Raw genomic sequence first — 26,853 nt, 5'->3', positions numbered from 1 at the left:
TCCTTCGCGCCCGCTTTGGCCTATTCTGCCTGCAAAGGCCGATGGACTGCGGGAGGAAGCATGCCGGGCTCGCTGATATTCGCGCTCGCGCTCGCCTATCTCCTGCTGCTCTTCGCGGTCGCGAGCTACGGCGACCGCAAGGCCAAGCGGTCCGAGCGCGTCTCGAAGGGCCGCCCGCTCGTCTATGCACTGAGCCTTGCGATCTACTGCACCTCCTGGACCTATTTCGGCGGCGTCGGCCTCGCGACGACCCACGGCCTCGAATTCGCCGGCATCTATATCGGCCCGATCCTGATGTTCACGCTCGGCATGCCGCTGATCCGCCGCATCGTGACGCTGGCCAAATCCGAACGCCTGACGTCGATTGCCGATTTCGTCGCCGCCCGCTACGGCAAGAACCCCGGCGTCGCCGCCGTTGTCGCGCTCATCTCGCTGATCGGCTACATCCCCTATATCGCGCTCCAGCTGAAAGCCGTGTCGAGTTCGGTCTCGGCCATGGTCGATACGACCGGCTTCGGCATCGCCGCCTCCGGCGGGCTTGTCGACCTGCCGCTGGTCGTCACGCTCTTCCTCGCCTGCTTCGCCATCGTCTTCGGCACCCGCCACACGGATGCGACGGAACACCAGGACGGCCTCATTCTGGCGATTTCGATGGAATCGCTGGTAAAGCTCATCGCCATCGCCTCCGTCGGCCTCTACGTGCTCTATGTGATGTTCGACGGGCCGGGCGATCTCTGGCGGCAGGCCGCGCAGAACGAGCGCGTCATGCAGGCGCTGACCTATGAGACGCCGATGGCGCGCTGGATCCTGCTTATCGTGCTCTCCGCCTTCGCCATCATCATGCTGCCGCGCCAGTTCCATGTGACGGTCGTCGAGAACCGCACGGCCGGCGAATTGCGCACCGCCGGCATCCTCTTTCCGCTTTATCTCGTCGCCATCAACATCTTCGTGCTGCCGGTCGCCATCGGCGGCGTCATGACCTTCAACGGCACCGGCGACGGCGATCTCTATGTGCTGACCTTGCCCTTTTCGCTAGACCAGCCGATGCTGACCCTGATCGCCTTCGTCGGCGGCTTTTCCGCAGCCACCGCCATGGTCATCGTTGCCTCGGTCGCGCTCTCCATCATGGTGTCGAACGACATCGTCATTCCCGTCGTGCTCCGGCGAAACCTCATCGGCGGCGTGGAGCAGCAGGACGACCTGTCGCGCATGCTGCTCATCATCCGGCGGCTGGCGATCTTCTTCGTGCTGCTGCTGGGATACGCCTATTACCGCGCCGCCACCGCCAATGCCGGCCTCGCCTCGATGGGCCTGCTCGCCTTTGCCGCCGTCGCCCAGGTCGCACCGACCATGCTTGGCGGCCTGTTCTGGCGCAATGCCAATGCGCGCGGCGCCATGGCCGGCATGATCTGCGGCCTCGTCGTCTGGGCCTATCTGCTGTTCCTGCCGAGCATCGGGGTGGCCGACAATGCCTATGTCGCCGAAACCATTCTCGGCTTCCTCTTCCCCGGCTCCACCATCTTCACCGGCGCGAATGCCGATCCGCTGGTCAACGCCACGCTCGTCGCGATGATGGTCAATATCGGCGCCTATGTCATCGGCTCTCTGACGCGCAACCCGACCTCGCTGGAGCGCCTGCAGGCCGGCACCTTCATCCGCTCGAAACCCCGCCTCGAACGCGCCTTTCGCGGCCGCCGCACGAAGGTCACCGTGCGCGATCTCAAGACCACCATCGCCAAATATCTCGGCGAGGAGCGCATGCAGCGCTCCTTCCACACCTATGAGCGGCAGGTCGGCCGCTGGCTGGAGGACAATGCACCGGCCGATGCGGCCATCGTGCATTTTTCCGAACAATTGCTCGGCAGCGCCATCGGCTCCTCCTCCGCCCGCCTCGTGCTCTCCCTCGTGCTTCAGCGCATCGACGACACGCCGACGGACACCGACTGGCTGCTCGACCAGGCCAGCGAGGCGCTGCAATACAATCAGGACATGCTGCAGACGGCGCTCGGCCAGATGGACCAGGGCATCGCCGTCTTCGACAGCGCCGGCAACCTCACCGTCTGGAACCGTCGCTTCCGCCAGTTGCTCGACCTGCCGGAATATGTCGGTCAGGTCGGTTTCCCGCTGTCCGACATCGTGGAAATCCTCGCCGAGCGCGGCGATATCGCGGAGGAGGAGCGCGCGGCCACCATCACCCGCACCATGACCTATGACGAGCCCTTCGCGCTGGTTTTGGCCGGCGGCGAGCGCATCGTGGAAGTGCGCACCAATGCCATGCCGGAAAAGGGTTTCGTCTCGACCTATACCGACATCACCGACCGTGTGGCCGCCGACCGCGCGCTGAAACAGGTCAACGAAACGCTGGAACACCGCGTCGCCGAGCGCACCGCCGAACTGACCCGCGTCAACACCGAGCTTGCCGAAGCGCGTGCCGCCGCCGAAGAGGCCAATATCGGCAAGACCCGTTTCTTCGCCGCCGCCGGCCACGACATTCTCCAGCCGCTCAATGCCGCCCGTCTCTATTCCTCCTCACTGGTCGAACGACTCGGCGAAACGGAGAACCGCGAAATGATCCACAACATCGATTCCTCGCTGGAATCGGTGGAAGCGATCCTCGGCGCTGTCCTCGACATTTCCCGTCTCGATACGGGTGCCATGAAGCCGCGCGTGCAAACGGTGGCGCTGAAGGACCTGCTGAAGCGCATCGAGACCGACTTCGCGCCGATGGCGCGGGCGAAGAACCTCAAGCTGACCGTGCTTTCCAGTTCGCTCGCTATCCGCACCGACCCCAACCTTCTGCGCCGCGTCGTACAGAACCTCGTGTCGAACGCCATCAAATACACCCAGTCCGGCAAGGTGCTGGTCGGTGTGCGCCGCAAGGGCGGGCACGCCGTCATCCAGGTGCTCGATTCCGGCATCGGCATTCCCGCCTCGAAGTTCCGCACGGTCTTCAAGGAGTTCGCCCGGCTCGACGAGGGGGCGCGCACCGCGCCCGGCCTCGGCCTCGGCCTCTCCATCGTCGACCGCATCTCGCGCGTGCTGTCCCATCCCGTCGAGCTGCAATCGACGCCCGGCCGCGGCACCAGCTTCAAGGTGCGCGTGCCGGTCGATGCCGCTGCCAGCCGCCACATTGCCGACAAGCCGGCCGCGGTGCCCGTCAGCGACGAGCCGCTGAAGGGTCTGCGCGTGCTGTGCATCGACAATGAACCGAAAATCCTCGACGGCATGCGCCTTCTGCTGTCCGGCTGGGGTTGCACGGTGACGCTCGCCGAATCCGTCGCGGCCGTCGAAGCATTGGTCGCCGCCGGTCCGCCTGCCGTCGATGCCGTGATCGCCGACTACCATCTCGACGACGGCACCGGCATTGCGGCCATCGCAAGACTCCGCACCGCGCTTGCCCGCGAGGTCCCCGCCCTCCTCGTCACCGCCGACCGCACACCGGAGGTGCGCGCAGAAGCCGACCGAGACAATATCCTCGTGCAGAACAAACCGGTGCGCCCCGCCTCCATGCGCGCCTGGCTGACGCAGTTTTCAGCGTTGCAGCGGGAGGCGGCGGAGTAAGATCAGGCCGCCGCCTGAGCGGCGCCGATCTTGCCGAGCTGGATGACCGCCTGGGTGCGGCTATCGACATTGAGTTTTAGCAGGATTGCCGAGACATGCGCCTTGATGGTCGCCTCGGAGACGCCGAGTTCGTAGGCGATCTGCTTGTTGAGCAGACCTTCGGCCAGCATGGCGAGCACGCGGGACTGCTGCGGCGTCAGCGTGCGCAGCCGTGCGATGAGATCGGCCACCTCGCCGTCCTGTTCGGGCCCCCGCACATAGCCGCCGGGTGTGTAAATATTGCCGGCCAGCACCGAAGCGATGCCTTCACGAATATCTTCGATGGACGCCGATTTGGAGATGAAGCCGGAGGCGCCGAGATCGAGCGCACGGCGGATGGTGACGGGATCGTCGCTCGCCGAGACGATGACGACCGGCAGGCTCTGGAATTCGGCGCGCAACGAGATGAGGCCCGAGAGGCCGCTGACGCCCGGCATGGCGAGATCGAGCAGCAGCAGGTCGGCATTGGGGTTGGTCTCGGCGGCCTTGCGCGCCGCCTCGAAATCGCCGGCCTCGACGATATCGGGATTGCCCTCCATGCCCGTCAGCGCCTGTTTCAAGGCGCCGCGAAACAGCGGATGGTCGTCCGCGATGATGATCGTGAGTGCCGATGCCATGCGCTCCCTCCCAAGAGTAAATGGCCCAAGAGTATGGGACCTGACGACGGAGGCGGCGCGGGCGCAGGCTCTCCGTCAGGTCTTCTGCGGGTCCGCGCCTTTCTCGGGAACGGCTTTCTCCTCTCCGTCCTCGAGGTTTTTCACGATGCCCATGAACCTCTGCATCATCTTTTCCATGACGGTCATGGTCCGGTCAATCTCTTCATCCGTCGGCAGCGACGGTTTTGCATCCGTCAGCGCAGTTGTGCCGCCCTTTTCCAGCGCTTCAACGCGCTTGGTGAGGAGATCGAGCTCCTTCTCGAAGGCCGCGCGCTCGTCGGCCGCCATGCGGCAGACGATCTGGCCGTTCTGCTCGCGGCAGAGCGAGATATCGCCCGAGGCGGTGTCGAGACGGATGAAACCGGTATCGGTCTTTTCCATGCGGTAGCGGCCCTCGCCGTCCGCATGGGCGGAGCCGGCGAGGATGAGGGCGGCGAAGGTCAGGGGCAGGGCAGAGATTCGCATGCAAAATCCTCCAAGAGCCGGTTTCCGGGGCTTTCACCGGTGGACATCTGCCGTTCTTTCCGGCAAGCGCTACCGTAAAGACGGCAGGCAAGGGAGAAACGGACGCGATGGCCAAAACAATCTATAAGATCGTTCCGGCAAGTCTGTGGCAAAATGCCAAGGCAGCGGGGATTTTCGAAGGCGCCGCCATCGACCTGACCGATGGCTATATCCATTTCTCCACCGCCCCGCAGGCAAAGGAAACCGCCGCCCGCCATTTCGCCGGCCAGACGGACCTGCTGCTCGTCGCCGTGGATGGCGATGCGCTCGGCGACAAGCTGGTCTTCGAGCCGTCGCGCGGCGGCGATCTCTTCCCCCACCTCTATGCCGCCCTGCCGCTATCCGCCCTGCTCTGGGAAAAACCCCTGCCGCTCGGCGCCGACGGTGCCCACCAGTTTCCGGAGATGCTGTGATGTCCCTGCTTTCGACGCTTGGCCGCAAGGGCCTCTTCCTCTTCGATCCGGAAACCGCGCATGGCCTGTCCATCACCGCGCTGAAGACCGGCCTCGTGCCCGCCTGCCCCGCCAAGGCCGATCCGCGGCTAACCCAGACCATCGCCGGCCTGACCTTCCCCAACCCGATCGGCCTCGCCGCCGGCTACGACAAGAATGCCGAGGTGCCGGAAGCGCTGCTGCGCCTCGGCTTCGGCTTCACCGAGATCGGCACCGTGACGCCGCGCCCGCAGGACGGCAATCCGAAACCGCGCATCTTCCGCCTTGTCGAGGACGATGCCGTCATCAACCGCCTCGGCTTCAACAATGAAGGCCATGCCGCCGCGCTGGAACGGCTGAAGGCCTGCCGGCGCGATGCGCTGATCGGCGTCAATATCGGTGCCAACAAGGACAGCGAAGACCGCATCGCCGACTATGTCGCGGGCATCCGCACCTTCTACGATGTCGCGCGCTACTTCACCGCCAACATTTCCTCACCCAACACGCCGGGCCTGCGTGATCTCCAGGCGAAGGAAAGCCTGCATGCGCTGCTCTCCGCCGTGCTTTCCGCCCGCGCCGAGGAAGCGACACGCAGCGGCCGCCAGGTGCCGGTCTTCCTGAAGATCGCACCCGATCTCACCGAGGAAGGCCTCGACGACATCGCCGAAGTGGCGCTCGCCCACCCGCTCGATGGCCTGATCGTCTCCAACACGACCCTGTCGCGTGCCGGCCTGCGCAACGTCGCCCATGCAGGCGAGGCCGGCGGTCTCTCGGGAAAACCGCTCTTCGAGAAATCGACCGTGGTGCTGGCCAAGATGCGCAAGCGCGTCGGCGAGGCCCTGCCGATCATCGGCGTCGGCGGCGTCTCCTCGGCGGAAACGGCGGCGGAGAAAATCCGCGCCGGCGCCAACCTCGTGCAGCTCTATTCCTGCATGGTCTATGCCGGCCCGACGCTACCGGGCGAGATCGTCAGCGGCCTCTCGCGAATTTGTGATCGGGAGCAGCTCGCCTCGATTTCCGCGCTGCGCGGCACCCGCACCAGCTATTGGGCCGATCGCGCCCTCTGATCGCCACGCCCGCGTCATAGCGGAACCAAAGTCCTCCCGCAGGGTTTAGCTCTTGCGGGTGGAGTGTTCGGCAAAAGCCGATTCGCATCGACGGTAGCCTGCACCGATCCCGCCTGATAACGGCCAAAAGGCCAGGAAGGGATGACACCATGGACGATCAGAGCGAACGGATCCGCAAAAGGGCGCACGAGATCTGGGAAGAGGAAGGCCGGCCGGAGGGCCGCGAATATTCGCACTGGCTGCGCGCCAGGGCCGATATCTACGCGGAAGATGCCGAAAAGTCGAAACGGCCGGAAAATCCTCTCGATCTCCTGGGTCTCAGCCTCGGAAGCATCCAGCCGGCTTGAATGCCGGCTGCTTTGCCGGAGATCAGTTCCGGTTTGCCTGGGAAAACTGCCGGCCGGCGAGCGCCGGCAGGCGCAGCGCCAGGAAAATCCCTCGGAAGGCCAAAAAGAGATTGAGCGCCAGCCACAGGCCATGATTGCCGAACAGCGGCACGAAGACGGCGAGCGCTGCGAGATAGCCGACGAAAGCCGCCAGCATCATGTTGCGCATGGCGCTCGACCAAGTCGCGCCAATGAAGACTCCATCCATCTGGAACGCCAGTGCCCCGGTGATGGCCGTCAGGGCCGCCCAGGGCAGGTATTTCGCCGCCTCGGCCCGAACGCTCTCCGTGGTCGTCAGCAGGCCGACGATATCGCCGCCAAAGATCAGGAAAAGCAAGGTGGTGACGACGCCAAGCCCGAGCGACCAGAGGAAGGTGAGTTTGACAGCTCTGTCGAAGGCCGGCCGGAAATTCGCCCCGAAGGCGCGCCCCACCAGCTGTTCGGCCGCGTTGGCGATGCCGTCGAGATAATAACCGGCGACGAGGAAGATGTTCATGAGAACCGCATTGGCCGCCAGCGCCAGCGGTCCCATGGAGGAGCCGATGCGGGTCATGATGGCGAAGGCGCCGATCAGCACGAAGGTGCGGATCATGATATCGCGGTTGAGCGAAAACAGAGCCTTCAGCCGCGCCGGCGCAAAAATTTCCGCCCGCGAGGGACGGTCGGCGCGTTCGAAGCGCGAGACGACGATGGCAAGCCCTGCCAGCGTACCGACAGTTTCGCCGGTGAACGTGCCCCAGGCGATGCCGGCGATGCCCCAGCCGAGCCCGAGGCCGAATGTGATCGACAAAACGATGTTGATGCCGTTGATGATCGCCTGCAGCAGGAGCCCCGTCATGCCCTGCCCGCGCCCGAGCACGAAGCCGAGCAGCGCATAATTGGCAAGCGCCATGGGTGCGGAAAGCACGCGGATCATGAAATAGGTCGAGGCGACCTCGGCCACTTCCGGCGTCGGCGCCATCAGGAAAAGCCCTGCGGACAGCAACAGCGGCGAGAGCAGCATCAACACCAGGCCCGAACAGAGCGCGATGGTCAGCGAGCGCCAGAAGATCGCCTGCTCCTCGCGCCGGTCGCCGCGGCCGAAGGCCTGCGCCACCAGTCCCGTCGTCGAGGCGCGCAGGAAATTGAAGCTGCCGAGCAGGAGATCGAAAATGACGGCGGCGACGGCCATGCCGGCCAGCGCATCCGCCGATCCGAGCCGCCCGGCCACCGCCGTATCCGTCAGGCCGAGCAGCGGCGTCGTGAGAAAGCCGAGCGTCATGGGAATAGCGATCGCCAGCACCAGCCGGTGCGTCACCTCGAAGGGACCGGACCCGTCGTTTTCGCTCACCGTCGTGGCACTCATGCAAACTCCCCCTCAGGCCGGCTCTATTTCGCGTCCATCCGGATCGGCGTCACCGGCAGGAGACGCAGCGAGCGGACCATCGCGGCAGTCTGCGTCTTGTATTTGAGAAAATGCGGTGTGGCGAGGTGCGCCTGATAGGCCGCCTCGTCGGCATAGACTTCCAATAGCCGCACCCTTTCCGGCGCCTCGTCGATCGACACGGCATGCAGCATCAGCACGCCCGGCTCGAGCCGTATCGAGGCCTCGATCTCCTCGGCGAGCAATGCCTTGTAGGCATCGAGCTCTGCGGGATCGATCTCCAGATCCGCCATGCGCACGATCCTGCCGCCCACGCGTGCTCCTCAGCCTGACAGCACCATCGCCCAGTATGGTCGGCCGCCTGAAGCCGGATTCGAAACGACGGCAACGCCGAGCCCGCGATAGCTGGCACCCAGCATGTTGACGAGATGTTTCGGCGAGCGATACCAGGCGTCGAAGGCTTCCGCGGCGCTGTCCTGACCCACGGCGATGTTTTCCGCCGCCGGCAACGCGACCTCCATGCCCTTCATGCGCTTCAAGAAATTCGCGCCGAAGCCGATATTGTGCTCCATCTTGCCGGCGGAGGCCATGCGGCTCGCCTGATCCATCGCCGCACGTTGCGCCTGCTTGTCGATGACGAGCGCCGACAGGCCACGCTCGGCGCGAAGCTTGTTGACGAGGCCAAGCGAGGCGGCCGTCTGGTCGCTGCCGGTGCCGGCCGAAGGCGCCAGCACGCTGGTGGTTGAACAGCCGGCGGCAAGCGCCGCGATGGCCGCCGCCGATGCGGCAAGGAAGGTGCGACGGGTCAGCATGGTCAGCGGCGATAGCTCAGAAGGCGGATGAGGATGAAGACGGGAATGACGATCACAGCACCGAGCAACAGGTAATCGCCGAGGCGGCCAAGTGTCTTGAAGCCGGTGTGCCAGAGATCGAGGACAAAATCGCGCACGGCAAAGAGAATATCATCAGGGTAGAGCCCGAAGATCGACATCAGGAAGCCGACGGCCACCGACAGGATCAGAAGCTTGATGAGCACGCGCAGCGGGCTATCGCCCAGAAACCCGTTCACGCCATTCGACATCCGCTGATTCTCCAAAATTCGTTAGACCCTGAGATAAGCGTTCGTCCCGCCTGCGGCAAGCAACGGCCGCTCACGAGAATTCGCTTGCCTTTTGCCGCCGCCCTGCCATGTAGCGGCCATCCGTTTCCAGATCCGAGCCCCCATGACGAGCCCGCATTTCTCCTCCGGCGATCTCATCGCCGACCGCCGCGCCGATTATGCCCGCATGTTTGCGGAATCGGGCGAGTTCGCGGAGGCGCAGGAACTCATGGAACAGGCGCTCGAGCAGGTGCCGGGCTGGGCCGCCGGCTGGTTCCGGCTCGCCGAATATGCCGAGAAATCGGGCCGGAAGGAGGCAGCCGCCGCCGCGCTTGAAAAGGTCATCGCGCTCGACCCCTCGGATATTTTCGGTGCCAGCCTGAAACTCGCCGTGCTCGGGATGGCGGAGGCCCCCGCCGCCCCGCCGATGCACTATGTCGAACGCCTGTTCGACGACTATGCCGACCGCTTCGACACCGCGCTGGTCGAACGCCTCGACTACACCGTGCCGCAGACGCTCGCGAAACTCGTACGCAAACATACCGGCGACGATGCGCATTTCGGCCTCGTCGCCGATATCGGCTGCGGCACCGGCCTGTTCGGCGTCGAGTGCCGTCGCAATGCCAGCCGCCTCGAAGGCTTCGACCTCTCCGCCGGCATGCTGGCCAAGGCCGGAGAGAAGGCGGTCTATGACCATCTCGCGCAGGCCGACCTTTCGCTGCCGGCAGAAGACAGCGGCCTCTTCGGCGATCTGTCGGAAGCCCGCGCCGATCTCGTCAGCGCCGCCGACGTGCTGATGTATCTCGGCGATCTCGGACAGGTGTTTGCGAGCGTATCGCGGCTGGCCAAGCCCGGCAGCCTCTTCGCTTTCTCGGTGGAGGACGGCGGTGATGGCGACGCGCCTTCGCTGCGCCCGTCGCTGCGCTACGCCCACCCCGAGGCTTTCATCTGCAAGCGGATGGCTGAGACCGGCTTCGATCTGGTGGCGCTGGAAAAGAGCGTGATCCGCCAGGATGGCGGCCTGCCGGTGCATGGGCTGCTGTTCCTTGCGCGGCGCCAGCGATAGGCTTCACGCAAGCGACGACGCCCTATACAACGATAACATCATCGGAGATCGGCCATGGACGGCGACAAGCGGCGTTTCGGCTTCTGGAATCCCACACCCACCCGCCACACACCGCTGGAAGATGCGCAGGGCCTGTTTGCGAGCAGCATGATCGCGGCACTGGGACTGGCGCTGATGAGCAGCGCCGGGCTGGTTGCCAGCGGCACCGCCGGCGTCGCCTTCATCCTGCACTATCTCACGGGTATCAGCTTCGGCATCTATTACACCGTCGTGAACATCCCCTTCTACATTCTCGCGCTGAAACGCCTCGGCTGGGCCTTCACCATCAAGACCGTTCTGGCCGTCACGATGACCTCCATTATCACCGAGTTCCAGCCGCATTTCGTGCGCATCGAAAGCATCGATCCGATGTGGACTGCGGTGCTGGCCGGCATCCTGCTCGGCTTCGGCCTGCTCGGCCTTTATCGCCATCGCGCCAGCCTCGGCGGCGTGGGGGTGCTCGCAGTCTATCTGCAGGAACGCTTCGGTATCCGCGCCGGTCTGGTGCAGCTCGCCTTCGATCTCTTCGTGCTGATCGCCGCTTTCGCCGTCGCCGCCCCGTTCATCGTGCTGTGCTCGGTGGTCGGCGCCGTGGTGCTGAACCTCTTCCTCACCGTCAACCATCGCGCCGACCGCTATATCGCGATGTGATCCCTAAACGCATTCGGCCCTCCCGGATACCGGAAGGGCCGAAGACCTGCTTGGGTCAGGTTGCATGCGTCGAATGCTTAGTCGAACTGCATGCTGCCCGGATCGGAATCGCCGTAGCGGTTGGCGCCCGGATCGGCCAGCTGCTCTCTGGTCTCGTTCGGGACCTGACGCGACGTGTCGTTCGACGTGATGGACGCCGTGGTGCCCATATCGAGGTTGTTGACCGCAGGGTTCATCACCTCCTTGCCGGCATTCGGGCCGGACTGGATGATGTCGGTACGGCCGACATAGGGGTTTTCGGCGAGGGCCGCGCCGGCAGAAAACGAAAGGGCGGCCAGAGCAAGAACAATCTTCTTCATGGGAAATCTCCTATCAATTTCTCTGTCACGGGGCGGTAAACGGAGGGGCCGCAAAAAAAGTTTCATCTTTCTGCTGCGGTAACGGCCTCGTGTATGCCCTGTGAAAAACCGGCATCGTCTTCAAAGCCTCATGTTTCAGCGGGTGGCGGAGATAGTTGCAGGGAACGCTTTTTTTTCCGCCCGCGTGGATTAGCTTAACGCCGTGTCCGATTCTCACCTCAGCCAAGCCGCACAGGGCCTCTCTCTGTTGTCCCCGTCCTTCACCCGCTGGTTCGCGGACAAGGGCTGGCAGCCGCGCGCACACCAGATGGAGCTTCTCGCCCGCGCCCATGCCGGCGAGAGCCTGCTTTTGATCGCCCCCACCGGCGCCGGCAAGACGCTCGCCGGCTTCCTGCCGGCGCTGACTGATCTCGCCCAGCGCGGAAGGATCCCGCCGGGCTCCGCCTTCACCGGCATCCACACGCTCTATATCTCGCCGCTCAAGGCGCTCGCCGTCGATATCGAGCGCAACCTGATGAAGCCGGTCTCGGAAATGGGTCTGCCGATCACGGTGGAGACCCGCACCGGCGACACGCCGCAAGCCAAACGCCAGCGCCAGCGGCTGAACCCGCCCGACATCCTTCTGACGACGCCCGAGCAGGTGGCGCTGCTGATTGCCAACGGCGAGGCACCTAGGTTCTTCAAGGACCTGAAATACATCATCTTCGACGAGTTGCACTCGCTCGTCACCTCCAAGCGCGGCCATCTGCTGTCCCTTGGCCTCGCACGCCTGCGCCGCCTGGCACCCGGCCTGAAGACCATCGGCCTCTCGGCCACTGTCGCCGAGCCGATGGACCTGCGCCGCTGGCTGGTCGCGCAAACGCCGGATGCCGAGCATCACGCCGGCCTCGTCACCGCGCCTGGTGGCGCCAAGCCTATCATCACCATCCTCAAGAGCGAGGCCCGTGTGCCCTGGTCCGGTCATCAGGCGAAATACGCCATGCCGGAGGTCTATGAGGCGATTAAGCAGCACAAGACCGCACTGCTCTTCGTCAACACGCGCAGCCAGGCGGAAATCCTCTTCCAGGAGCTCTGGAACATCAACGAGGACACGCTTCCGATCGCGCTGCATCACGGCTCGCTCGATGTCGGCCAGCGCCGCAAGGTCGAGCAGGCCATGGCGGAAAACCGGCTGCGTGCCGTCGTCGCCACCTCGACGCTCGATCTCGGCATCGACTGGGGCGATGTCGATCTCGTCATCCATGTCGGCGCGCCGAAGGGCGCCTCGCGCCTTGCCCAGCGCATCGGCCGCGCCAATCACCGCATGGACGAACCGAGCCGCGCCATCCTCGTGCCGGCCAACCGTTTCGAGGTAATGGAGTGCCAGGCGGCGCTCGACGCCAATTATCTCGGCGCGCAGGACACGCCGCCCGTCGGCGACGGCGCGCTCGACGTGCTCGCCCAGCACGTGCTCGGCATGGCCTGTGCCGCCCCGTTCGACGAGGATGCGCTCTTTGCCGAAATCACCACCGCCTCGCCCTATACCGGACTTTCGCGCGAAAAATTCGCCCGCATCGTGCAGTTCGTCGCGACCGGCGGTTATGCGCTGAAGACCTACGAGCGCTATGCCCGCATCCGCAAGACGGCGGACGGCCTGTGGCGGGTCTCCAATCCTGGTGTCGCCCAGCAATACCGCCTCAATCTCGGCACCATCGTCGAAATGCCGATGCTGAACGTGCGCATGGTCAAGCGCGGCGCCAAGGGTGCCGTCGGTCGCGGCGGGGCGTCGCTCGGCAAGGTCGAGGAATATTTTCTCGAAATGCTATCCCCCGGCGATACCTTCCTGTTCTCCGGCAAGGTGCTGCGTTTCGAGGGCATTCGCGAGAACGAATGCCTCGTCAGCCAGGCCTTCTCGCTCGATCCGAAGGTGCCGGCCTATGCCGGCGGCAAATTCCCGCTCTCCACCTATCTCGCCGATCAGGTGCGCGCCATGCTGGACGATCCCGAGCGCTGGGGCGCGCTGCCTGAGCAGGTGCGCGACTGGCTCGCTTTGCAACGCGATGTCTCCTCCCTGCCGAAGCGCGACGAGTTGCTGATCGAGACCTTTCCGCGCGGAAGCCGCCATTACATGGTGGCCTATCCCTTCGAAGGCCGCCTCGCCCACCAAACGCTCGGCATGCTGCTCACCCGCCGGCTGGAACGCGCCGGCCGAAGGCCGCTCGGGTTCGTCGCGACCGATTATTCGCTCGCCATCTGGGCGCTGGACGACCTCGGCTACAGTTTCGCCATCGAGCGGCCGTCGCTTTCGAACCTCTTCGACGAGGACATGCTGGGCGACGATCTCGAAGCCTGGCTCGACGAAAGCTTCATGCTGAAGCGGACCTTCCGCAATTGCGCCGTGATTGCCGGTTTGATCGAGCAGCGCCATCCGGGCAAGGAAAAGACCGGGCGGCAGGTCACGGTCTCCGCCGACCTGATCTACGACGTGCTGCGCAGCCACGAGCCGGATCACATTCTCCTGGAGGCGACGCGCAACGATGCGGCGGCGGGGCTTTTGGATATTCAGCGATTGGGCGATATGCTGATGCGAATCAAAGGCCACATCACCCATCGCCGTCTTGACCGCATCTCGCCGCTCGCCGTGCCGATCATGCTGGAAATCGGCCGGGAGACGGTGGCGGGCGAGGCGCAGGATTCGCTTCTGGCCGAAGCCGCCGAGGACCTCATCGCCGAGGCGATGGGCGAAGACAGTGTTTAGGACGTGACGAATACGCATGCAGAGACTGGCGCTGGCATCGATGGAGATACAGGATTTCGGCGCGGTCTCCGCCCGCACCGTCGTGGCCGGCGTCGAGGCCGTCTGCGATCCGCTCGGCGCGCTCTATCTGCCGGAAACCCGCCTGCTCGTCGTTTCGGACCTGCATCTCGAAAAGGGTGCGGCCTTTGCCCGCCGCGGCATGATGCTGCCGCCCTATGACACGCTCGCCACGCTGAAGGTGCTGGAAGCCGTCATCTTGAGGCACGACCCGGCCATCGTCGTCAGTCTCGGCGACAATTTCCACGACCGCATCGGCTCCGCGCACCTGCCGGAAATCTTCCGCAGCAAGATCGCTGATCTTGCGCGCGGCCGTGAATGGATATGGATCAACGGCAACCACGATCCCGACGGCACCGTCGACCTGCCCGGCCAGTCGGCCGACGAGCTGCACTATGCCGGCCTCGCCTTCCGCCACGAGCCGTCGCTCCTGTCGCCCGCCGGCGAGATCGCCGGGCATCTGCATCCCGCCGCCACCGTGATCCGCCGCGAAAAGGCGGTGCGCCGTCCCTGTTTCGCGACCGACGGGAAGCGCCTGCTGATGCCAGCCTTCGGCATCATGACCGGTGGTCTGGATCTACGCCACAAGGCGATGACCGGCCTGTTCGACCGGCCGAACCTCATCGCCCACATGCTCGGCCGCGACCGCATCTACTCGGTGCGCTTCACCAATCTCAGGAGCTAGCTTTTTACCAGCCGCAGGATCGTCGATTCGCCGCCGCCCCGCTCTTCCGTCACCACGAAGACGGATCCGTCGGGCGCGACCTTGACGTCGCGGATCCGCGCGTCGAGCGGGACCCGTTCCTCATGCGCGACCTTGTCGCCCTCCATATGCAGCACGACGAGGCCCTTGCTGACGAGGCCGCCGATCAGGAAGGCGCCCTTCCATTCGGGAATGGCGTCGCCGGTGTAATAGGCCATGCCGGAGGGGCCGATGACGGGATCCCAGTAATAGACCGGCTGCTCGGTGCCTTCGAGCGCGGTGATGCCCTCGCCGATCGGCGCCCCGCTATAGTCGACGCCATAGGTCACCTTCGGCCAGCCGTAATTCTTCCCGGCCTCCGGCCGGTTCAGCTCGTCGCCGCCCTTCGGGCCATGCTCCACCGTCCATAGCCGGCCCTGATCATCCAGCGTCGCGGCCTGGAGATTGCGATGGCCGAAACTCCAGATTTCCGGCTGCGCGCCCTCCGTCTTGGCGAAGGGATTGTCGTCGAGCGCCTTGCCCTCGGCATCGATGCGGAAAACCTTGCCGAAACCGCTGGCGAGATCCTGCGCGCCGACACGGGTTTCAGGGTCCGAGCGCTCGCCGACCGTCACGTAGAGCTCGCCCTTCGGCCCGAAGACGAGGCGCGAGCCGAAATGTTTGTCGCCGTCATAGGTCCGCATCTGCCGGAAGATGACCTTCACCTCCTGCAGCAGAAACGTGCCGTCCTGCTCGATGAGTTTCGCGGAGGCGACCGAGGTGCCGTTGCCGCCGTCGCGCGGCTCGGAGAAGGAGAAGTAGATGCGGTTCGAGCGCTCGAAATCCGGCGCCAGCGCGACGTCGAGCAAACCGCCCTGCCCGCCCGACATCACCTCGGGCACGCCCTCGATCGGCGGGCTCGCCTGTCCGTCGTCCTGGAAGACGACATGCATGGTGCCGTCCTTCGCCGTCACCAGCATACGGCCATCCGGCAGGAACTCCATGGCCCAGAGATGCGGCAGGCCCTTAGCGACGACATCGACGCTAATCTCGGGAATAGCATCGGGAAGCGAAGCCCGTGTCTGGTTTTCGAAGGCCGGCTTTTGGTCAGGGGCATTTGCCTCCTTCGTTTCCGCCACCTTGCCCGCCTGGGCGAAGGCCGGGCCGGCAAGCATTGCGGCTGCAAGAAGGGTGCCGGTGAGAAGGGGACTGATCGTGCGCATGGTGGTTTCCCTTGTTCGAGGCGTGGCAGGTCCTATGTTGAAACCCGCCTTAACCGCCGAAGGGGTCAGCACCGTGATTTGTTTCAACACGCCTCTTCAAGAAATGGTTATCGCGCTCAGGCCGCACTCTGCGGCGCATAGCGTGCGAGGACCGCACCGTTCGACAAGGGCTTCGCCTCGCTGAGGTCGAAGTCGCGCCGCGCGCCGTGCTTGAAGAAGGGCGTGCCCTTGCCGAGCTGAACCGGCACGATCGCCAGCATCACCTCGTCGACGAGGCCCGCCGCGAGCAGGGCGTCGCAAAGAACGGCGCTACCGAAAATATAGATCGGTTTGTCGAGCGTCTGCTTACGCCTTGAAATCTCGCCGACGATATCGGCCGTCACCGCGGTGTTGTTCCAGTCGGAGGACGCGATCGTGCGCGAGCCGACCAGCTTCGGCAGGGCATTCATATAGGTCTTCACCTCGCCCTCCTCCTCCGCCGAGGTCCAGTAGGCCTTCATGCCCTCATAAGTGATCCGGCCGAAGACCAGCAGGCCGGCCGTCTTGCCGAAGTCGCTGCTCAGCGCTTCCAGTTCCGGCCCCCAGGCGCGGTTGTGAAAGTCGAGATCCCATTTCTTCTCGCCTTCGAAGAAACCGTCGAGCGTCACGAGATTCCAGATGATCACCTTTGCCATCGCCTTGCCCTCCCTTTCGCGGCCATGCCGCGCCTGATGTAACCAGTTGCTATTTGCAACTGGTTGATGGATAGCAAAACTGATTGTATTATGCAAGCAGTTTTGGAGAATCGTATGAAAGACTCGAACCGGTCCGGCTGCCCGATCAATCTGACGCTGGAAATTCTCGGCGACCGCTGGAGCCTCATCGTTCTGCGCGACATGATGTTCGGCAACCGCCGGCATTTCCGCGAGCTTCTGACGAAATCGGAAGAAGGCATCGCCTCCAACATCCTCGCCGACCGGCTGAAGCGCCTCGTCGCGGAAGGGCTGATCACCAAGGAAGACGATCCGAGCCACAAGCAGAAGGCGCTTTACAGCCTGACCGAGATGGGCATCGCGCTGGTGCCGGTCTTCGCCATGATGGGTGCCTGGGGCCGGCGTTTCCTGCCCGTCACGGAGGAACTGTCGATCCGCGCCGAACTCCTGGAGGACGGCGGCCCCGACATGTGGGCGGCCTTCGCGGACGAGCTGCGCGCCATCCACATGGGTGCTCCCATGCCCGCCCGCTCCGTCTTCGGCGAATTGCAGGCCGCCTATGAGGCGGCCGTAGCGCGGCGCGCCGGCTGATCAATCCTTGCGGAAGACCACGCTGGCAAGCCAGCCGGTCAAGAGCGCCAGCGTCACCGAGAAGGCGCCGTAGGCCAGCGAATTGTTGTAAGCGGCGTTCGAGATCATCTGCTCGATGCCGGTCTTCATCACACGCAGCGGCAGCGCCTTTTCAGCGATGAAAACGCCATCCCTGAAGAGATGCGCGCGCACCACATGGGTGCCGTTCGGCACGCTGGCCGGCAGCTTGACGGTCGCCTTAAAGAGGCTCGCGCTGATGAACTGCACACCGCCGGGATCACGCTGGTAGAAGCCGCCGCTTTCCTTCAGCCGGCGGAAGGCGTCGCGGAATTCCGTGATATTGCTGCCGTCGCCGACATAGCCGATCGGCGACAGGCGGATATGGTGGATGCCGACTCCGACACCGTTCAACATGGCGGTCGGGGCGATGGTCTCCAGATCGCGGGTGCTCGACAGCGAATAGGATTCCGGCACGAGCTCGAAGGTCATCGAGCGGCGGTTGACCCATATGCCGAAGATACGCTCCTTGACGCGCACCGTGTTGTTGTCCTTCGGGCCTTCCAGCGCCACGACGATATCGTATTTGCTCTGGGCGAGCAGCGCCGGGTCATAGCCTTCGATGGCGCCGAAGATCGTCAGGTCCGCGCCACGGAAATCCGAGGAAATGGCGATCTCGTCGGTGGAAATGCCGATCTCGAGCTTTTCCGGGAAATTGACGGGCTTGTCCTCCAGCACCTGCGCGCCGGCCGGCACCGCAAGGCCGATGAGGAGAAGGAGGGCGGCGAGCGCTCTCATCGATAGACCCCCTCGCTGACGACGGAGTAGATATCGGCGGGCGTATGCACGAGATCGACGGCGAGGCGGGCACCGACGGCAAGCACCAGCAGCGCCAAGAGCGCACGCAGCTGTTCGCCGCGCAGCTTCTGGCCGACGCGCACGCCGTATTGCGCGCCGATGACGCCCGCGACCATCAGGATGAAGGCGAGCACGATATCGACCGCATGGTTCGCCGTCGCCTGCACGATCGTCGTATAGGCGGTGACGAAGATGATCTGGAACAGCGAGGTGCCGACGACCACGTTGGTCGGGATGCGCAGGAGATAGATCATGGCGGGAACCATGATGAAGCCACCGCCGACGCCCATGACGGAGGTCAGTATGCCGATGCAGAAGCCGAGACCGACGACCGGAATGACGCTGAGATAGATCTTCGACTTCTTGAAGCGCATCTTGAGCGGCAGGCGGTGCACCCAGCTGTGCTGGCCGGGCCGGCGCAGCGAGACGGGCTGGTTCTTGGCCGAACGGCGCAGCGCCCGGATGCTTTCAAGCAGCATCAGCGTGCCGACGGTGCCGAGCAACGCCACATAGAGCAACGAAATGACGAGGTCGAGCTGGCCGACGCTGCGCAGCAGTGCAAAGATCCAGATACCGACGGTGGCGCCCGCCAGACCGCCGACCAGAAGCACCGTGCCGAGCTTCACATCCAACGTGCCGCGCCGGAAATGCGACAGCGAGCCGGAGACCGAGGAGGCAACGACCTGGTTGGCGCCGGTGGCGACCGCGACGACCGGGGGGATGTTGTAGAAGATGAGCAGCGGCGTGATGAGGAAGCCGCCGCCCACGCCGAACATGCCGGAAAGGAAACCGACGGCCGCGCCCATGCCGAGAATGATGAAGATGTTCACCGACAGCTCTGCAATAGGCAGGTACACAGTCACAACGATACCCCGATCGGCAATGTTTCCGCTCTCGCGGAGGCCACGTCTCTGTCAGCCGCTTTCCCCGTCCTGCGCCTGCCGCGGCTCCTATCGGCAGGCCGTGAATGCAGACAAGCGCCCCACCGCGAAAAGGGAACCCCTCCATCGGTCGGTCGCGCCCCGCATCACGCAAGGATCGGTCTTCGGACGAGCCCATGCGGCACGCCCTTCACCCCTCATCGACGAGGACGTTTCACGAACGCCTTATCATCTTGGAGAGACATGAATTTTCTACTGCATAATTCCGCAAATCGGGGCCGATTTAAGGATGAAATCGTGCATCGCACACAAAATGCCACAACGCCTGTTGCACATCGTGATCAGCGTGCGGCGTTGTGGTGAGCGTCATGCCCGCGGGTTGGACAAGCCAACCGGAGAAGCCCTTGCGTGGGCTCCTTCCAGAGAAAGCCGATCAGCTCGGCTGCTTGTTGCGCTTCAGGAGTTCGTTGACCAGCGCGTCGTCGATCTCGCCCGTCTCGGCCTGCCCGACGGACTTCTGGAAGGACTTGATGGCGGCGACGGTCTTCTTGCCCATCTCTCCGTCCGGCGTGCCGGCGTTGAAACCATTGTTGTTGAGGATGGCCTGGATGTTGCGGATGGCCTTCTTCATGTCGACGCTGGCGGTCTTGGTCGGCTTGCCGACCCATTCGTCGGGCAGTTCGGCCGAGTTCGCCTTGTCGTCCAGCGCCTGCGGCTTCCACAGCTCGACCTTCGCCTTGGCGTCGGAAAGCTGCTCGGGACGCATGGCATTGGCCACCTCGTCGCGCTTGGCGCCGGCATCGCGGTCGCCGTCGCGGGCGGCAATGGCGAACCACTTGTAGGATTCGACCAGGTCCTGCTTCACGCCGTTGCCGCGCGCATAGAGGATGGCGAGGTTGAACTGGCTGTCACGCACACCGAGTTCAGAGGCCTTCTGAAACCACTTTGCGGCCCCTTCGAAATCCGGCTGTGCCGTTCCGGTGCCCGTGGCGAGCAGAACAGCGAGGTTATGCATGGCGCTGGCATTGCCCTTGACGGCTGCTGCCTCATAGAGCTTGCGTGCCCGCTCCAGGTCGCGTTCGACGCCCTGGCCCTTTTCGTAGAGATTGGCGAGGCGGTATTCGGCCGGGGCGAAACCGCGCGCCGCCGAAAGCTCATACCAGTGCGCGGCCTGCGCGAGGTCGGTCGCCACACCGCGGCCGTCCGTGTAGCGCGCGCCGATCTCAAACAGCGCGAGCGCGTCGCCCTCGGTCGCAGCCTTGGAGAGCGACGGCGGGGTGATGGCCTCGGGAACGACGATGGCTGCCGTCTCGATCGTATCGACCGGTGCCTTTTCGGCGGCGGACGTGTCCGTGCCGGCAACCGGCCCGGCGTCCGGCGTCGTCACCGGCTCGAAGCCGGCCGTGTCGGCATCGCTGCCGGCCGCAGGCGCGGCCAGCATATCGGAGCCCGACGTCGGGATCGCCGTCGTCTCGGCGGCAGCAGCCTTGTCGTCGCCGGCCAGAACGTCATCCGCCGGAGCGGGATCGGCCAGCGCCTTCGTGTCGGCCTTGTCTTCTGTGACGGGCGCAGCAGCCGTATTGGCCGTCACGGCTTCGCCGGAACCGGTGGTCGTTTCAGCCGGCTTGGCATCGGAATTGACAGAGGTCTGCTCGACGATAACAGGCGCATCGTCGCCGCTGATGACGGCCGTGACGAGCGGATAGGACATGATCGCCAGGAGCACGGCACCGACGGCGAGCAGGATCGGCCGGCGGTGGCGCGCCAGCGCGGAGGCGGGCTTGTCGCCGGCCTTTGCCGGCTTGTCGCCCTTCTTGGCCGGAGCGACGCGCGAGATGGCATCGGCCTCCTCGGCGGCAATCTTGGCGGCGCGGCGGGCGGCGGCGATCTGCTGGGCGGCCTTGTCACCTTCGCCTGAAGTCACGGAACGGGCCCCTGCGGTCTGGCCGGCGCGCACGCGCTCCAGGATGCGGCGCACGTCCGGCACGCCCGAGCCGGGCTCCAGCAGCTGGTTCGCCTCTTCCGGCGCCAGTTCGTCGACCGGATCGAGCGCCGGTGCCGGATCGATCTGGTGGCGCTCGGCGACGGCGGCGGTTTCCTTGCGGCCCGGTGCGAAGCGGCGCTTCAGGCCGGCGAGCAGGCCGCCCTTCGCCTGGGGCTCGGCGGCGACGAGCGCCACAACCTGCTCAGCCGCATCCTCGACAACAGGGCGTTCCGGAACGTCGATATGCTCGACCTCGACTTCGGCAAAGCGGCTTTCCTCGCGCGGTGCTTCGGCCTCGGCCTTGCGGCCCGCATTGCCGAAACCATCGTCGTCGAAGGGATAGTCGTTGCCATAGAGGCTGGCAGCGGGCTCTTCGGCGCGGCCGAAATCCATGGCCGGCATCTCTGCACGGGGCATTTCCGCGCGCGGCTGGACGGCCTCGCGGCGGCCAAACGTTTCGCGCGGGGCGTCGAGCTGTTCGAGGCGACCGGCGATCTGCACCAGCGTGTCATGCAACGCGTCGAAGGTGCGCGCCGTGCGCTCCTCGCTGGAGCGGGTCAGGTCTTCCAATGCGCGCAGGTCGTCGGCCAGGCCGGCGATCGCTTCCATGTCGACGGCGGCCGCACTGGTCGGCCCGGCATGACGATAGGCTTCCATGACGGCTTCCGCTGCCTGGCGGGCAGCCTCGACGATATATTCGTCGTTGGTCGCCATATAGTCTTCGATCGTCGCGAGACGGTTTTCAACGTCCGGCGAGGTCGCGGCAATGCCGGCGGACGGCGTGCTGATCAGCGTCGAGAGATGGGCGATCTGTGCCTCGAGACCCCGGAGGGCTTCGTGGTCACCCGCTGGCGCGACGCGCGTGGCATCAAGGCGGTCCGCAATGGCCGACAGGCGGCCTTCGATCTGCGAGAAGCGGTCGTCCTGGAACGGGCTGCCAACGGGTGCGGTATCGAGATTGTCGATGCGGCGGGCGAGTGCATCCAGCCGCTCGGCAAGCACGTCGTTGACGCTGCCCTGGTCGAGCGCATCGATCTTGCGCGAGATATCCGAGAGATAATAGGCAAGCTCGTCGCTTTCGCGGGCGGGTGCCGCCTGCTGGCTCTGCTCCAGCATCAGCGACAGCTGCTCGATGCGCTCTTCGAGGCGCAGCGCCGCGCGCTCGTTGGAAAGCTCCTCGATGCGGCTGGCCAAAGCCTCGATGCGCAGGCCAAGACCCTGATCAGGAGCCGGCGCCGGGCGATGGGCGATCATGTCGAGCTGACCGGCGAGATCGGCGATGCGGCCTTCCAGGCGCTGCATCATGGTATTGTCGACCGACGCGGACTGCTGCATGCGGCCGGCGGCGGCGATGGCGCGGCTGATCTCGTCGAGGCGCGTATCGAGACCTTCGAACTGCGAGGTGACGGCGGAAACGAAATGGCGATCGTCCGGTTGTTGCGCCTGACGGGCCAGCATGTCGATGGCGCGCGCGATCGTCTCGATCTTGCCTTCCAGCGCGTGGATCGCCGGCGTCGCGCTGATCGCACCGATCTGTGCCTTCAGCTCGTCGAGCCGGTAGGCGAGCGCCACCAGTTCGTCGTCGCGGGTCTGGTCGAAGGCGGAGAGCTTCTTCTCGACGCCGGTCCAGCGGTCTTCCATGCGGCGCACGGAATCCTCGCGGGCGAGGCCGTCAAGCACCGAGCGCAGCTCGTCGAACTCGACGCGCAGGCCGTCTGTCTGGCTGGACTGGCGGCCGAGCTGGCCGATGCCCGCGGAAAGACGCGTCAGCTCTTCGCGCACGTCGTCGTTATTGCCACGGCCCTCGGCCATCTGGCGGATGCCGCGGATTTCCGAGCGCAGCGACTGCATCTCGCGCTCGAGACCGTCGGCGATGTCCTTCTTGAGGTCCTGGCGCAGCGAGACGAGTGCCTTGGCGATGTCCTCGACCGAGTTGTCCGCACGGGCGGGTGCGGCGTGCTGAGCGGCATAGGCGGGCTGCCGTTCACCGTAAGCGGCCTGCTGCCCGCCATAGGCGACAGCCTGGTTGCCATAGGCAGCATGCGCCTGCTGGGCTGCGGCGTGATGATCAGTCGAAACGGGGCGGCGTTCCAAACGCTGGGCGACGCGCTCGCGGCCGCCTTCGATGGCGCGCTGGCGCTGCATGATTTCGGAGACCGGGTCCTCGCGCAGCGGGATGGCGCGCTGCTGCGGCTCGTAGCGGGCCTGCTCGCCGCGCGGCGCATAGCGTTCGTCGCTGCGGGGGCGCGTGTCGCGGCCACCGGCCATCAGACCTTCGATGCGGGCTTCCAGCCCCTCGATGGTGCGATTGAGCGCGTCGAGCGAAGAGCGTTCGCCGGGACGTTGCGGGTTTCGCGATCCGTTCATCTTTCGCCTCACTTTGGCGGCCGCCTCGGCCTGCCGGGAGATACGCTTGAAAGCGCTGCCGCCCGGCTGCGCCCTTCATTCCATTCGGCGGGATCGTCCCTGTCCGTCCCGGCCGGAAGCCGGGCGCCACAGAGGGGAAACGAGATGATTCCCGATCCCACGCCCTCAGACGCCACAATTCACGAAACGTGGTAAACAAGCGGTTAACCGGCTCGGAAATTTTTTAACGATTTGCTCATAGAATGGCGTTCGGGAGGAATGGCGACCGGTTGCGGCACAGCACCCCGCCCAGAGGCGCATCCGCATCGCGTCCCTGACATCATCCATCCCGCCGCCTTCCCCATCCGACGAAAAATTCACCGCCCTTGCGTTTTGACGTTTACGCAAACGTCAAAGTTTTATAGTATCCAAACCCAAGGAGCGGACTCACGTCCGCGGGATAGGTGAGGAACGCAAGCAATGCCGATCTACAAGGCCCCCGTGAATGACACGCTTTTCATCTTGAACGACGTCCTGTCGCTGGAGCGGTACAACAACCTGCCCGGCTTCGCCGATGCGACGGCCGACATGGTGGAAGCGATTACCGGCGAGGCCGCCAAGGTCGCTGAAGAGGTGCTCTTCCCCGTCAACCTTTCCGGCGACCAGGAAGGCTGCGTCCGCAACGACGACGCGACGGTGAAGACGCCGAAGGGGTTCAAGGAAGCCTACGACCTCTACCGCCAGGGCGGCTGGATGGGTCTTGCGGTACCGGAAGAATTCGGCGGCCAGGGCCTGCCCTATATCCTGCACACCGCCGTCGGCGAATATATGTCGTCCGCCAATATGGCGCTCACCATGTATCCCGGCCTGACGCAGGGCGCGATCGCCGCGATCCTCGTGCACGGCTCCGACGAACAGAAGGCCGCCTATCTGCCGAAGATGGTCGAGGGCACTTGGACCGGCACGATGAACCTGACGGAGCCCCATTGCGGTACCGACCTTGGCCTGCTCCGCACCAAGGCCGTGCCGCAGGCCGACGGGTCCTACAAGATATCAGGCCAGAAAATCTTCATCTCGGCCGGCGAACACGACATGTCCGAAAACATCGTGCACCTCGTGCTTGCTCGCATCGAGGGCGCGCCCGAGGGCGTGAAGGGCATCTCGCTGTTCATCGTGCCGAAGTTCGTTCTGAAGGACGACGGCACGCCCGGCGAGCGCAACACGGTCGCCTGCGGTGCCATCGAACACAAAATGGGCATCCACGGCAACGCCACCTGCGTCATGAACTATGACGAAGCGAAAGGCTTCCTCATCGGCGCGGAGAACAAGGGCCTCAACGCCATGTTCGTCATGATGAACGAGGCCCGCCTCGGTGTGGGCCTGCAGGGCCTGTCGATTGCCGAAGTCGCTTACCAGAACGCCGCCAATTATGCCCGCGAGCGTCTGCAGGGCCGCTCACTGTCCGGCGTCAAGAACCCCGAAGGCAAGGCCGATCCGCTGATCGTGCATCCCGACATCCGCCGCACCCTGATGACCATCAAGGCCTGGACGGAGGGCGGCCGCGCCTTCACGCTGTGGACCGCGCTGAAATCCGATATCGCTCACCGCTCCGCCGACGAGAAGGAACGCCAGGCCGCCGACGACATCCTCGGCCTGATGACCCCCATCCTCAAGGGCGTGCTCACCGACAAGGGCTTCGACCATGCCGTGATGGCCCAGCAGGTCTTCGGCGGTCATGGCTATATCGAAGAACACGGCATGAGCCAGTATGTGCGCGATGCGCGCATCGCCATGATCTATGAGGGCGCCAACGGCATCCAGGCGCTCGACCTCGTCGGCCGCAAGCTCGGCATGAACGGCGGTCGCGCCGTCATGGCGCTCTTCAAGGAAATCGGCGATTTCTGCGAGGAGAACCGCAATGACGAGAAGCTCGCCTACTTCACCAAGCACCTCAAGAAGGGCTTGAACGACCTTCAGGTGGCGACCATGTGGTTCATGCAGAACGCCATGGCCAAGCCCGACAATGCCGGCGTCGGCTCGACCGACTACATGCACCTCTTCGGCCTCGTCGTCATAGGCTACATGTGGGCCAAGATCGCCAAGGCGGCGGAAGCGGGCCTTGCGGGTGGCGCGGGCGAGCGGGAGGATTTCCTGAAGAACAAGCTGATCACCGCAAAGTTCTTCATGGACCGCCTGATGCCGGAAACCGCGCTCCGCAAGACCCGCATCGAGGCCGGTGCCGACACCACCATGGAACTGGCGGCAGAGGCATTCTGATACTTCGCCCCTCTTCCCATCAGGAGACGGGGGGCTACAGTCGCAGGCCGCGAGCCAGGAATTCTAGGGCGCCTTTGCGCCGTCAGGGAGAAGAGAATGACCGACGTCTTCATCTATGATCACGTGCGCACCCCGCGCGGGCGCGGCAAGAAGGACGGCTCGCTGCACGAAGTGCCGTCCGTGCGTCTCGCCGCCAAGGCTCTCGAAGCGGTGCGCGACCGCAACGGGCTCGACACGACCAAGGTTGACGACATCGTCATGGGCTGCGTCGATCCGGTCATGGACGCCGGTTCCGTCATCCCCAAGGCCGCCGCCTTCGAAGCCGGCTATTCGACCAAAGCGCCTGGTATCCAGCTGTCGCGTTTCTGCGCCTCCGGCCTCGACGCCGTGAATCTCGGCGCTGCCAAGATCGCCCAGGGTGCCGATGATATCGTGATCGCCGGCGGCGTGGAGAGCATGTCGCGCGTCGGGCTCGGCATGTCCGGCGGTGCCTGGTTCATGGATCCCTCGGTCAACTTTCCGGCCTATTTCATGCCGCAGGGCGTCTCGGCCGATCTGATCGCCACGAAATACGGCTTCTCCCGCGACGACGTCGACGCCTATGCCGTCGAGAGCCAGAAGCGCGCGGCGCACGCCTGGCAGAACGGCTACTTCAACAATTCCGTCGTGCCGGTGAAGGACATCAACGGCCTGACGATCCTTGCCCATGACGAACACATGCGCCCCGGCACCGACATGCAGGCGCTCGCCCAGCTGCAACCCTCCTTCCAGATGCCCGGCGAGATGGGTGGCTTCGAAGCCGTCGCCATCCAGGCCCATCCGGAAATCGAAGGCATCAATTACGTCCACCACGCCGGCAACTCCTCCGGCATCGTCGACGGCGCCGCCGCCGTGCTGCTCGGCTCGAAGGAAGGCGGCGCCATCCTCGGCAAAAAGCCGCGCGGCCGCATCAAGGCCTTCGCCAATATCGGCTCCGACCCGGCGCTGATGCTGACCGGCCCCGTCGACGTCACGGAAAAGCTGCTCGCCCGCACCGGCATGACGCTCTCCGACATCGACCTCTTCGAACTCAACGAAGCCTTCGCCGCCGTGGTGCTGCGCCACATGCAGGCCTTCGACATCCCGCACGACAAGATGAACGTCAACGGCGGCGCCATCGCCATGGGCCACCCGCTCGGCGCGACCGGCGCGATGATCCTCGGCACCGTGCTCGACGAGTTGGAACGCCGCGACCTCAATACCGCGCTTGTCACGCTCTGCATCGGCGCCGGCATGGGCACGGCCACGATCATCGAACGGGTCTGACC

General features: G+C 64.8%; 23 protein-coding genes. 11 read left to right on the top strand and 12 right to left on the bottom strand.

Translation table 11 applies throughout. The features are described 5' to 3' along the window. The first annotated feature begins 60 nt into the window (after window positions 1-60). Window positions 61-3,561 (top strand): PAS domain-containing hybrid sensor histidine kinase/response regulator, encoded by a 3,501-nt coding sequence (locus tag D0Y60_RS06445; protein WP_117367932.1) that lies wholly within the window; start codon window positions 61-63, stop codon window positions 3,559-3,561. 2 nt (window positions 3,562-3,563) lie between these two features. On the opposite strand, the gene D0Y60_RS06440 is transcribed toward D0Y60_RS06445, so the two are convergent. Together D0Y60_RS06440 and D0Y60_RS06435 are read right to left on the bottom strand one after the other, a co-directional pair. Beyond that, window positions 3,564-4,217: a response regulator transcription factor gene (locus D0Y60_RS06440; RefSeq protein ID WP_117367930.1), complete on the bottom strand. Its 654-nt coding sequence runs from the start codon at window positions 4,215-4,217 to the stop codon at window positions 3,564-3,566. Window positions 4,218-4,292: 75 nt separating this feature from the next. Then, a complete protein-coding gene (locus tag D0Y60_RS06435) occupies window positions 4,293-4,721 on the bottom strand; it encodes a hypothetical protein (RefSeq protein ID WP_117367928.1) in 429 nt (142 codons plus the stop codon). Window positions 4,722-4,828: 107 nt separating this feature from the next. Between D0Y60_RS06435 and D0Y60_RS06430 the strand changes: the two genes are divergently transcribed. From D0Y60_RS06430 to D0Y60_RS06420, 3 genes are all read left to right on the top strand, one after another. Next, on the top strand, window positions 4,829-5,173 hold the full coding sequence (locus D0Y60_RS06430) for a DUF952 domain-containing protein (protein WP_117367925.1): 345 nt from the start codon (window positions 4,829-4,831) through the stop codon (window positions 5,171-5,173). Beyond that, entirely contained in the window at window positions 5,173-6,258 is a 1,086-nt protein-coding gene (locus D0Y60_RS06425) for a quinone-dependent dihydroorotate dehydrogenase (RefSeq protein WP_117367923.1), read from the top strand. Before D0Y60_RS06430 ends, D0Y60_RS06425 begins: the two co-directional genes overlap by 1 nt. 149 nt (window positions 6,259-6,407) lie before the next feature. Further along, window positions 6,408-6,605: a DUF2934 domain-containing protein gene (locus D0Y60_RS06420; protein WP_117367921.1), complete on the top strand. Its 198-nt coding sequence runs from the start codon at window positions 6,408-6,410 to the stop codon at window positions 6,603-6,605. Between the two features lie 22 nt (window positions 6,606-6,627). Here the strand turns inward: D0Y60_RS06420 and D0Y60_RS06415 are convergent, their stop codons facing one another. Genes D0Y60_RS06415 through D0Y60_RS06400 form a run of 4 tightly spaced genes read right to left on the bottom strand, consistent with a single transcriptional unit; the run spans window position 6,628 to window position 9,088 of the window. Beyond that, the gene (locus D0Y60_RS06415; protein ID WP_117367919.1) at window positions 6,628-7,989 is read right to left on the bottom strand and encodes an MATE family efflux transporter; all 1,362 of its coding nucleotides are present in this window, start codon (window positions 7,987-7,989) and stop codon (window positions 6,628-6,630) included. A 23-nt stretch (window positions 7,990-8,012) separates the two neighbouring features. Beyond that, a complete protein-coding gene (locus D0Y60_RS06410) occupies window positions 8,013-8,300 on the bottom strand; it encodes an antibiotic biosynthesis monooxygenase (protein WP_117368444.1) in 288 nt (95 codons plus the stop codon). A 30-nt stretch (window positions 8,301-8,330) separates the two neighbouring features. Then, window positions 8,331-8,819 (bottom strand): CAP domain-containing protein, encoded by a 489-nt coding sequence (locus tag D0Y60_RS06405; protein WP_117367917.1) that lies wholly within the window; start codon window positions 8,817-8,819, stop codon window positions 8,331-8,333. A gap of 2 nt (window positions 8,820-8,821) precedes the next feature. Next, on the bottom strand, window positions 8,822-9,088 hold the full coding sequence (locus D0Y60_RS06400; protein WP_117367915.1) for a DUF6460 domain-containing protein: 267 nt from the start codon (window positions 9,086-9,088) through the stop codon (window positions 8,822-8,824). Window positions 9,089-9,230: 142 nt separating this feature from the next. On the opposite strand from D0Y60_RS06400, the gene D0Y60_RS06395 reads away from it, so the two are divergent. Both D0Y60_RS06395 and D0Y60_RS06390 read left to right on the top strand, forming a co-directional pair. Next, complete coding sequence (locus tag D0Y60_RS06395) at window positions 9,231-10,172, top strand: methyltransferase domain-containing protein (protein ID WP_117367913.1); 942 nt, start codon at window positions 9,231-9,233, stop codon at window positions 10,170-10,172. A gap of 54 nt (window positions 10,173-10,226) precedes the next feature. Beyond that, window positions 10,227-10,862 carry a YitT family protein gene (locus D0Y60_RS06390; protein WP_117367911.1) on the top strand — a complete coding sequence of 212 codons (636 nt, stop codon included), beginning with the start codon at window positions 10,227-10,229 and terminating at the stop codon, window positions 10,860-10,862. 77 nt (window positions 10,863-10,939) lie between these two features. On the opposite strand, the gene D0Y60_RS06385 is transcribed toward D0Y60_RS06390, so the two are convergent. Then, window positions 10,940-11,221: a hypothetical protein gene (locus D0Y60_RS06385; protein ID WP_117367909.1), complete on the bottom strand. Its 282-nt coding sequence runs from the start codon at window positions 11,219-11,221 to the stop codon at window positions 10,940-10,942. 202 nt (window positions 11,222-11,423) lie between these two features. Here D0Y60_RS06385 and D0Y60_RS06380 point away from each other — a divergent pair, with 202 nt between their 5' ends. After that, a complete protein-coding gene (locus D0Y60_RS06380; RefSeq protein WP_117367907.1) occupies window positions 11,424-13,958 on the top strand; it encodes a ligase-associated DNA damage response DEXH box helicase in 2,535 nt (844 codons plus the stop codon). 16 nt (window positions 13,959-13,974) lie between these two features. After that, window positions 13,975-14,700 (top strand): ligase-associated DNA damage response endonuclease PdeM, encoded by a 726-nt coding sequence (gene pdeM / locus D0Y60_RS06375; protein ID WP_117367905.1) that lies wholly within the window; start codon window positions 13,975-13,977, stop codon window positions 14,698-14,700. Here pdeM and D0Y60_RS06370 read toward each other — a convergent pair. Then, the gene (locus D0Y60_RS06370; RefSeq protein ID WP_117367903.1) at window positions 14,697-15,920 is read right to left on the bottom strand and encodes a PQQ-dependent sugar dehydrogenase; all 1,224 of its coding nucleotides are present in this window, start codon (window positions 15,918-15,920) and stop codon (window positions 14,697-14,699) included. The genes pdeM and D0Y60_RS06370 overlap by 4 nt on opposite strands. A 116-nt stretch (window positions 15,921-16,036) precedes the next feature. After that, a complete protein-coding gene (locus D0Y60_RS06365; RefSeq protein ID WP_117367901.1) occupies window positions 16,037-16,594 on the bottom strand; it encodes a dihydrofolate reductase family protein in 558 nt (185 codons plus the stop codon). Window positions 16,595-16,708: 114 nt separating this feature from the next. On the opposite strand from D0Y60_RS06365, the gene D0Y60_RS06360 reads away from it, so the two are divergent. Continuing rightward, complete coding sequence (locus D0Y60_RS06360) at window positions 16,709-17,203, top strand: helix-turn-helix domain-containing protein (RefSeq protein WP_117367899.1); 495 nt, start codon at window positions 16,709-16,711, stop codon at window positions 17,201-17,203. Here D0Y60_RS06360 and D0Y60_RS06355 read toward each other — a convergent pair whose 3' ends face one another. The 3 genes from D0Y60_RS06355 to D0Y60_RS06345 all read right to left on the bottom strand — a co-directional run bounded on the left by D0Y60_RS06355 (window position 17,204) and on the right by D0Y60_RS06345 (window position 23,290). Beyond that, window positions 17,204-17,998 carry a TIGR02186 family protein gene (locus D0Y60_RS06355; protein ID WP_117367898.1) on the bottom strand — a complete coding sequence of 265 codons (795 nt, stop codon included), beginning with the start codon at window positions 17,996-17,998 and terminating at the stop codon, window positions 17,204-17,206. It abuts the gene before it with no gap. Then, window positions 17,995-18,921: a sulfite exporter TauE/SafE family protein gene (locus D0Y60_RS06350; RefSeq protein ID WP_117367896.1), complete on the bottom strand. Its 927-nt coding sequence runs from the start codon at window positions 18,919-18,921 to the stop codon at window positions 17,995-17,997. The genes D0Y60_RS06355 and D0Y60_RS06350 overlap by 4 nt, the downstream gene beginning before the upstream one ends. A gap of 451 nt (window positions 18,922-19,372) precedes the next feature. Continuing rightward, window positions 19,373-23,290: a peptidoglycan-binding protein gene (locus tag D0Y60_RS06345; protein WP_117367894.1), complete on the bottom strand. Its 3,918-nt coding sequence runs from the start codon at window positions 23,288-23,290 to the stop codon at window positions 19,373-19,375. 459 nt (window positions 23,291-23,749) lie between these two features. On the opposite strand from D0Y60_RS06345, the gene D0Y60_RS06340 reads away from it, so the two are divergent. Both D0Y60_RS06340 and D0Y60_RS06335 read left to right on the top strand, forming a co-directional pair. Beyond that, on the top strand, window positions 23,750-25,546 hold the full coding sequence (locus D0Y60_RS06340) for an acyl-CoA dehydrogenase (protein ID WP_117367892.1): 1,797 nt from the start codon (window positions 23,750-23,752) through the stop codon (window positions 25,544-25,546). 96 nt (window positions 25,547-25,642) lie between these two features. Then, complete coding sequence (locus tag D0Y60_RS06335; protein WP_117367890.1) at window positions 25,643-26,851, top strand: acetyl-CoA C-acetyltransferase; 1,209 nt, start codon at window positions 25,643-25,645, stop codon at window positions 26,849-26,851. Window positions 26,852-26,853 lie beyond the last annotated feature (2 nt).

The sequence above is a fragment of the Shinella sp. WSJ-2 genome (assembly GCF_003432075.1).
Classification (GTDB): domain Bacteria; phylum Pseudomonadota; class Alphaproteobacteria; order Rhizobiales; family Rhizobiaceae; genus Shinella.
Note: the sequence above shows the minus strand (reverse complement) of the source record. Positions and strands in the feature narration are given on the sequence as shown.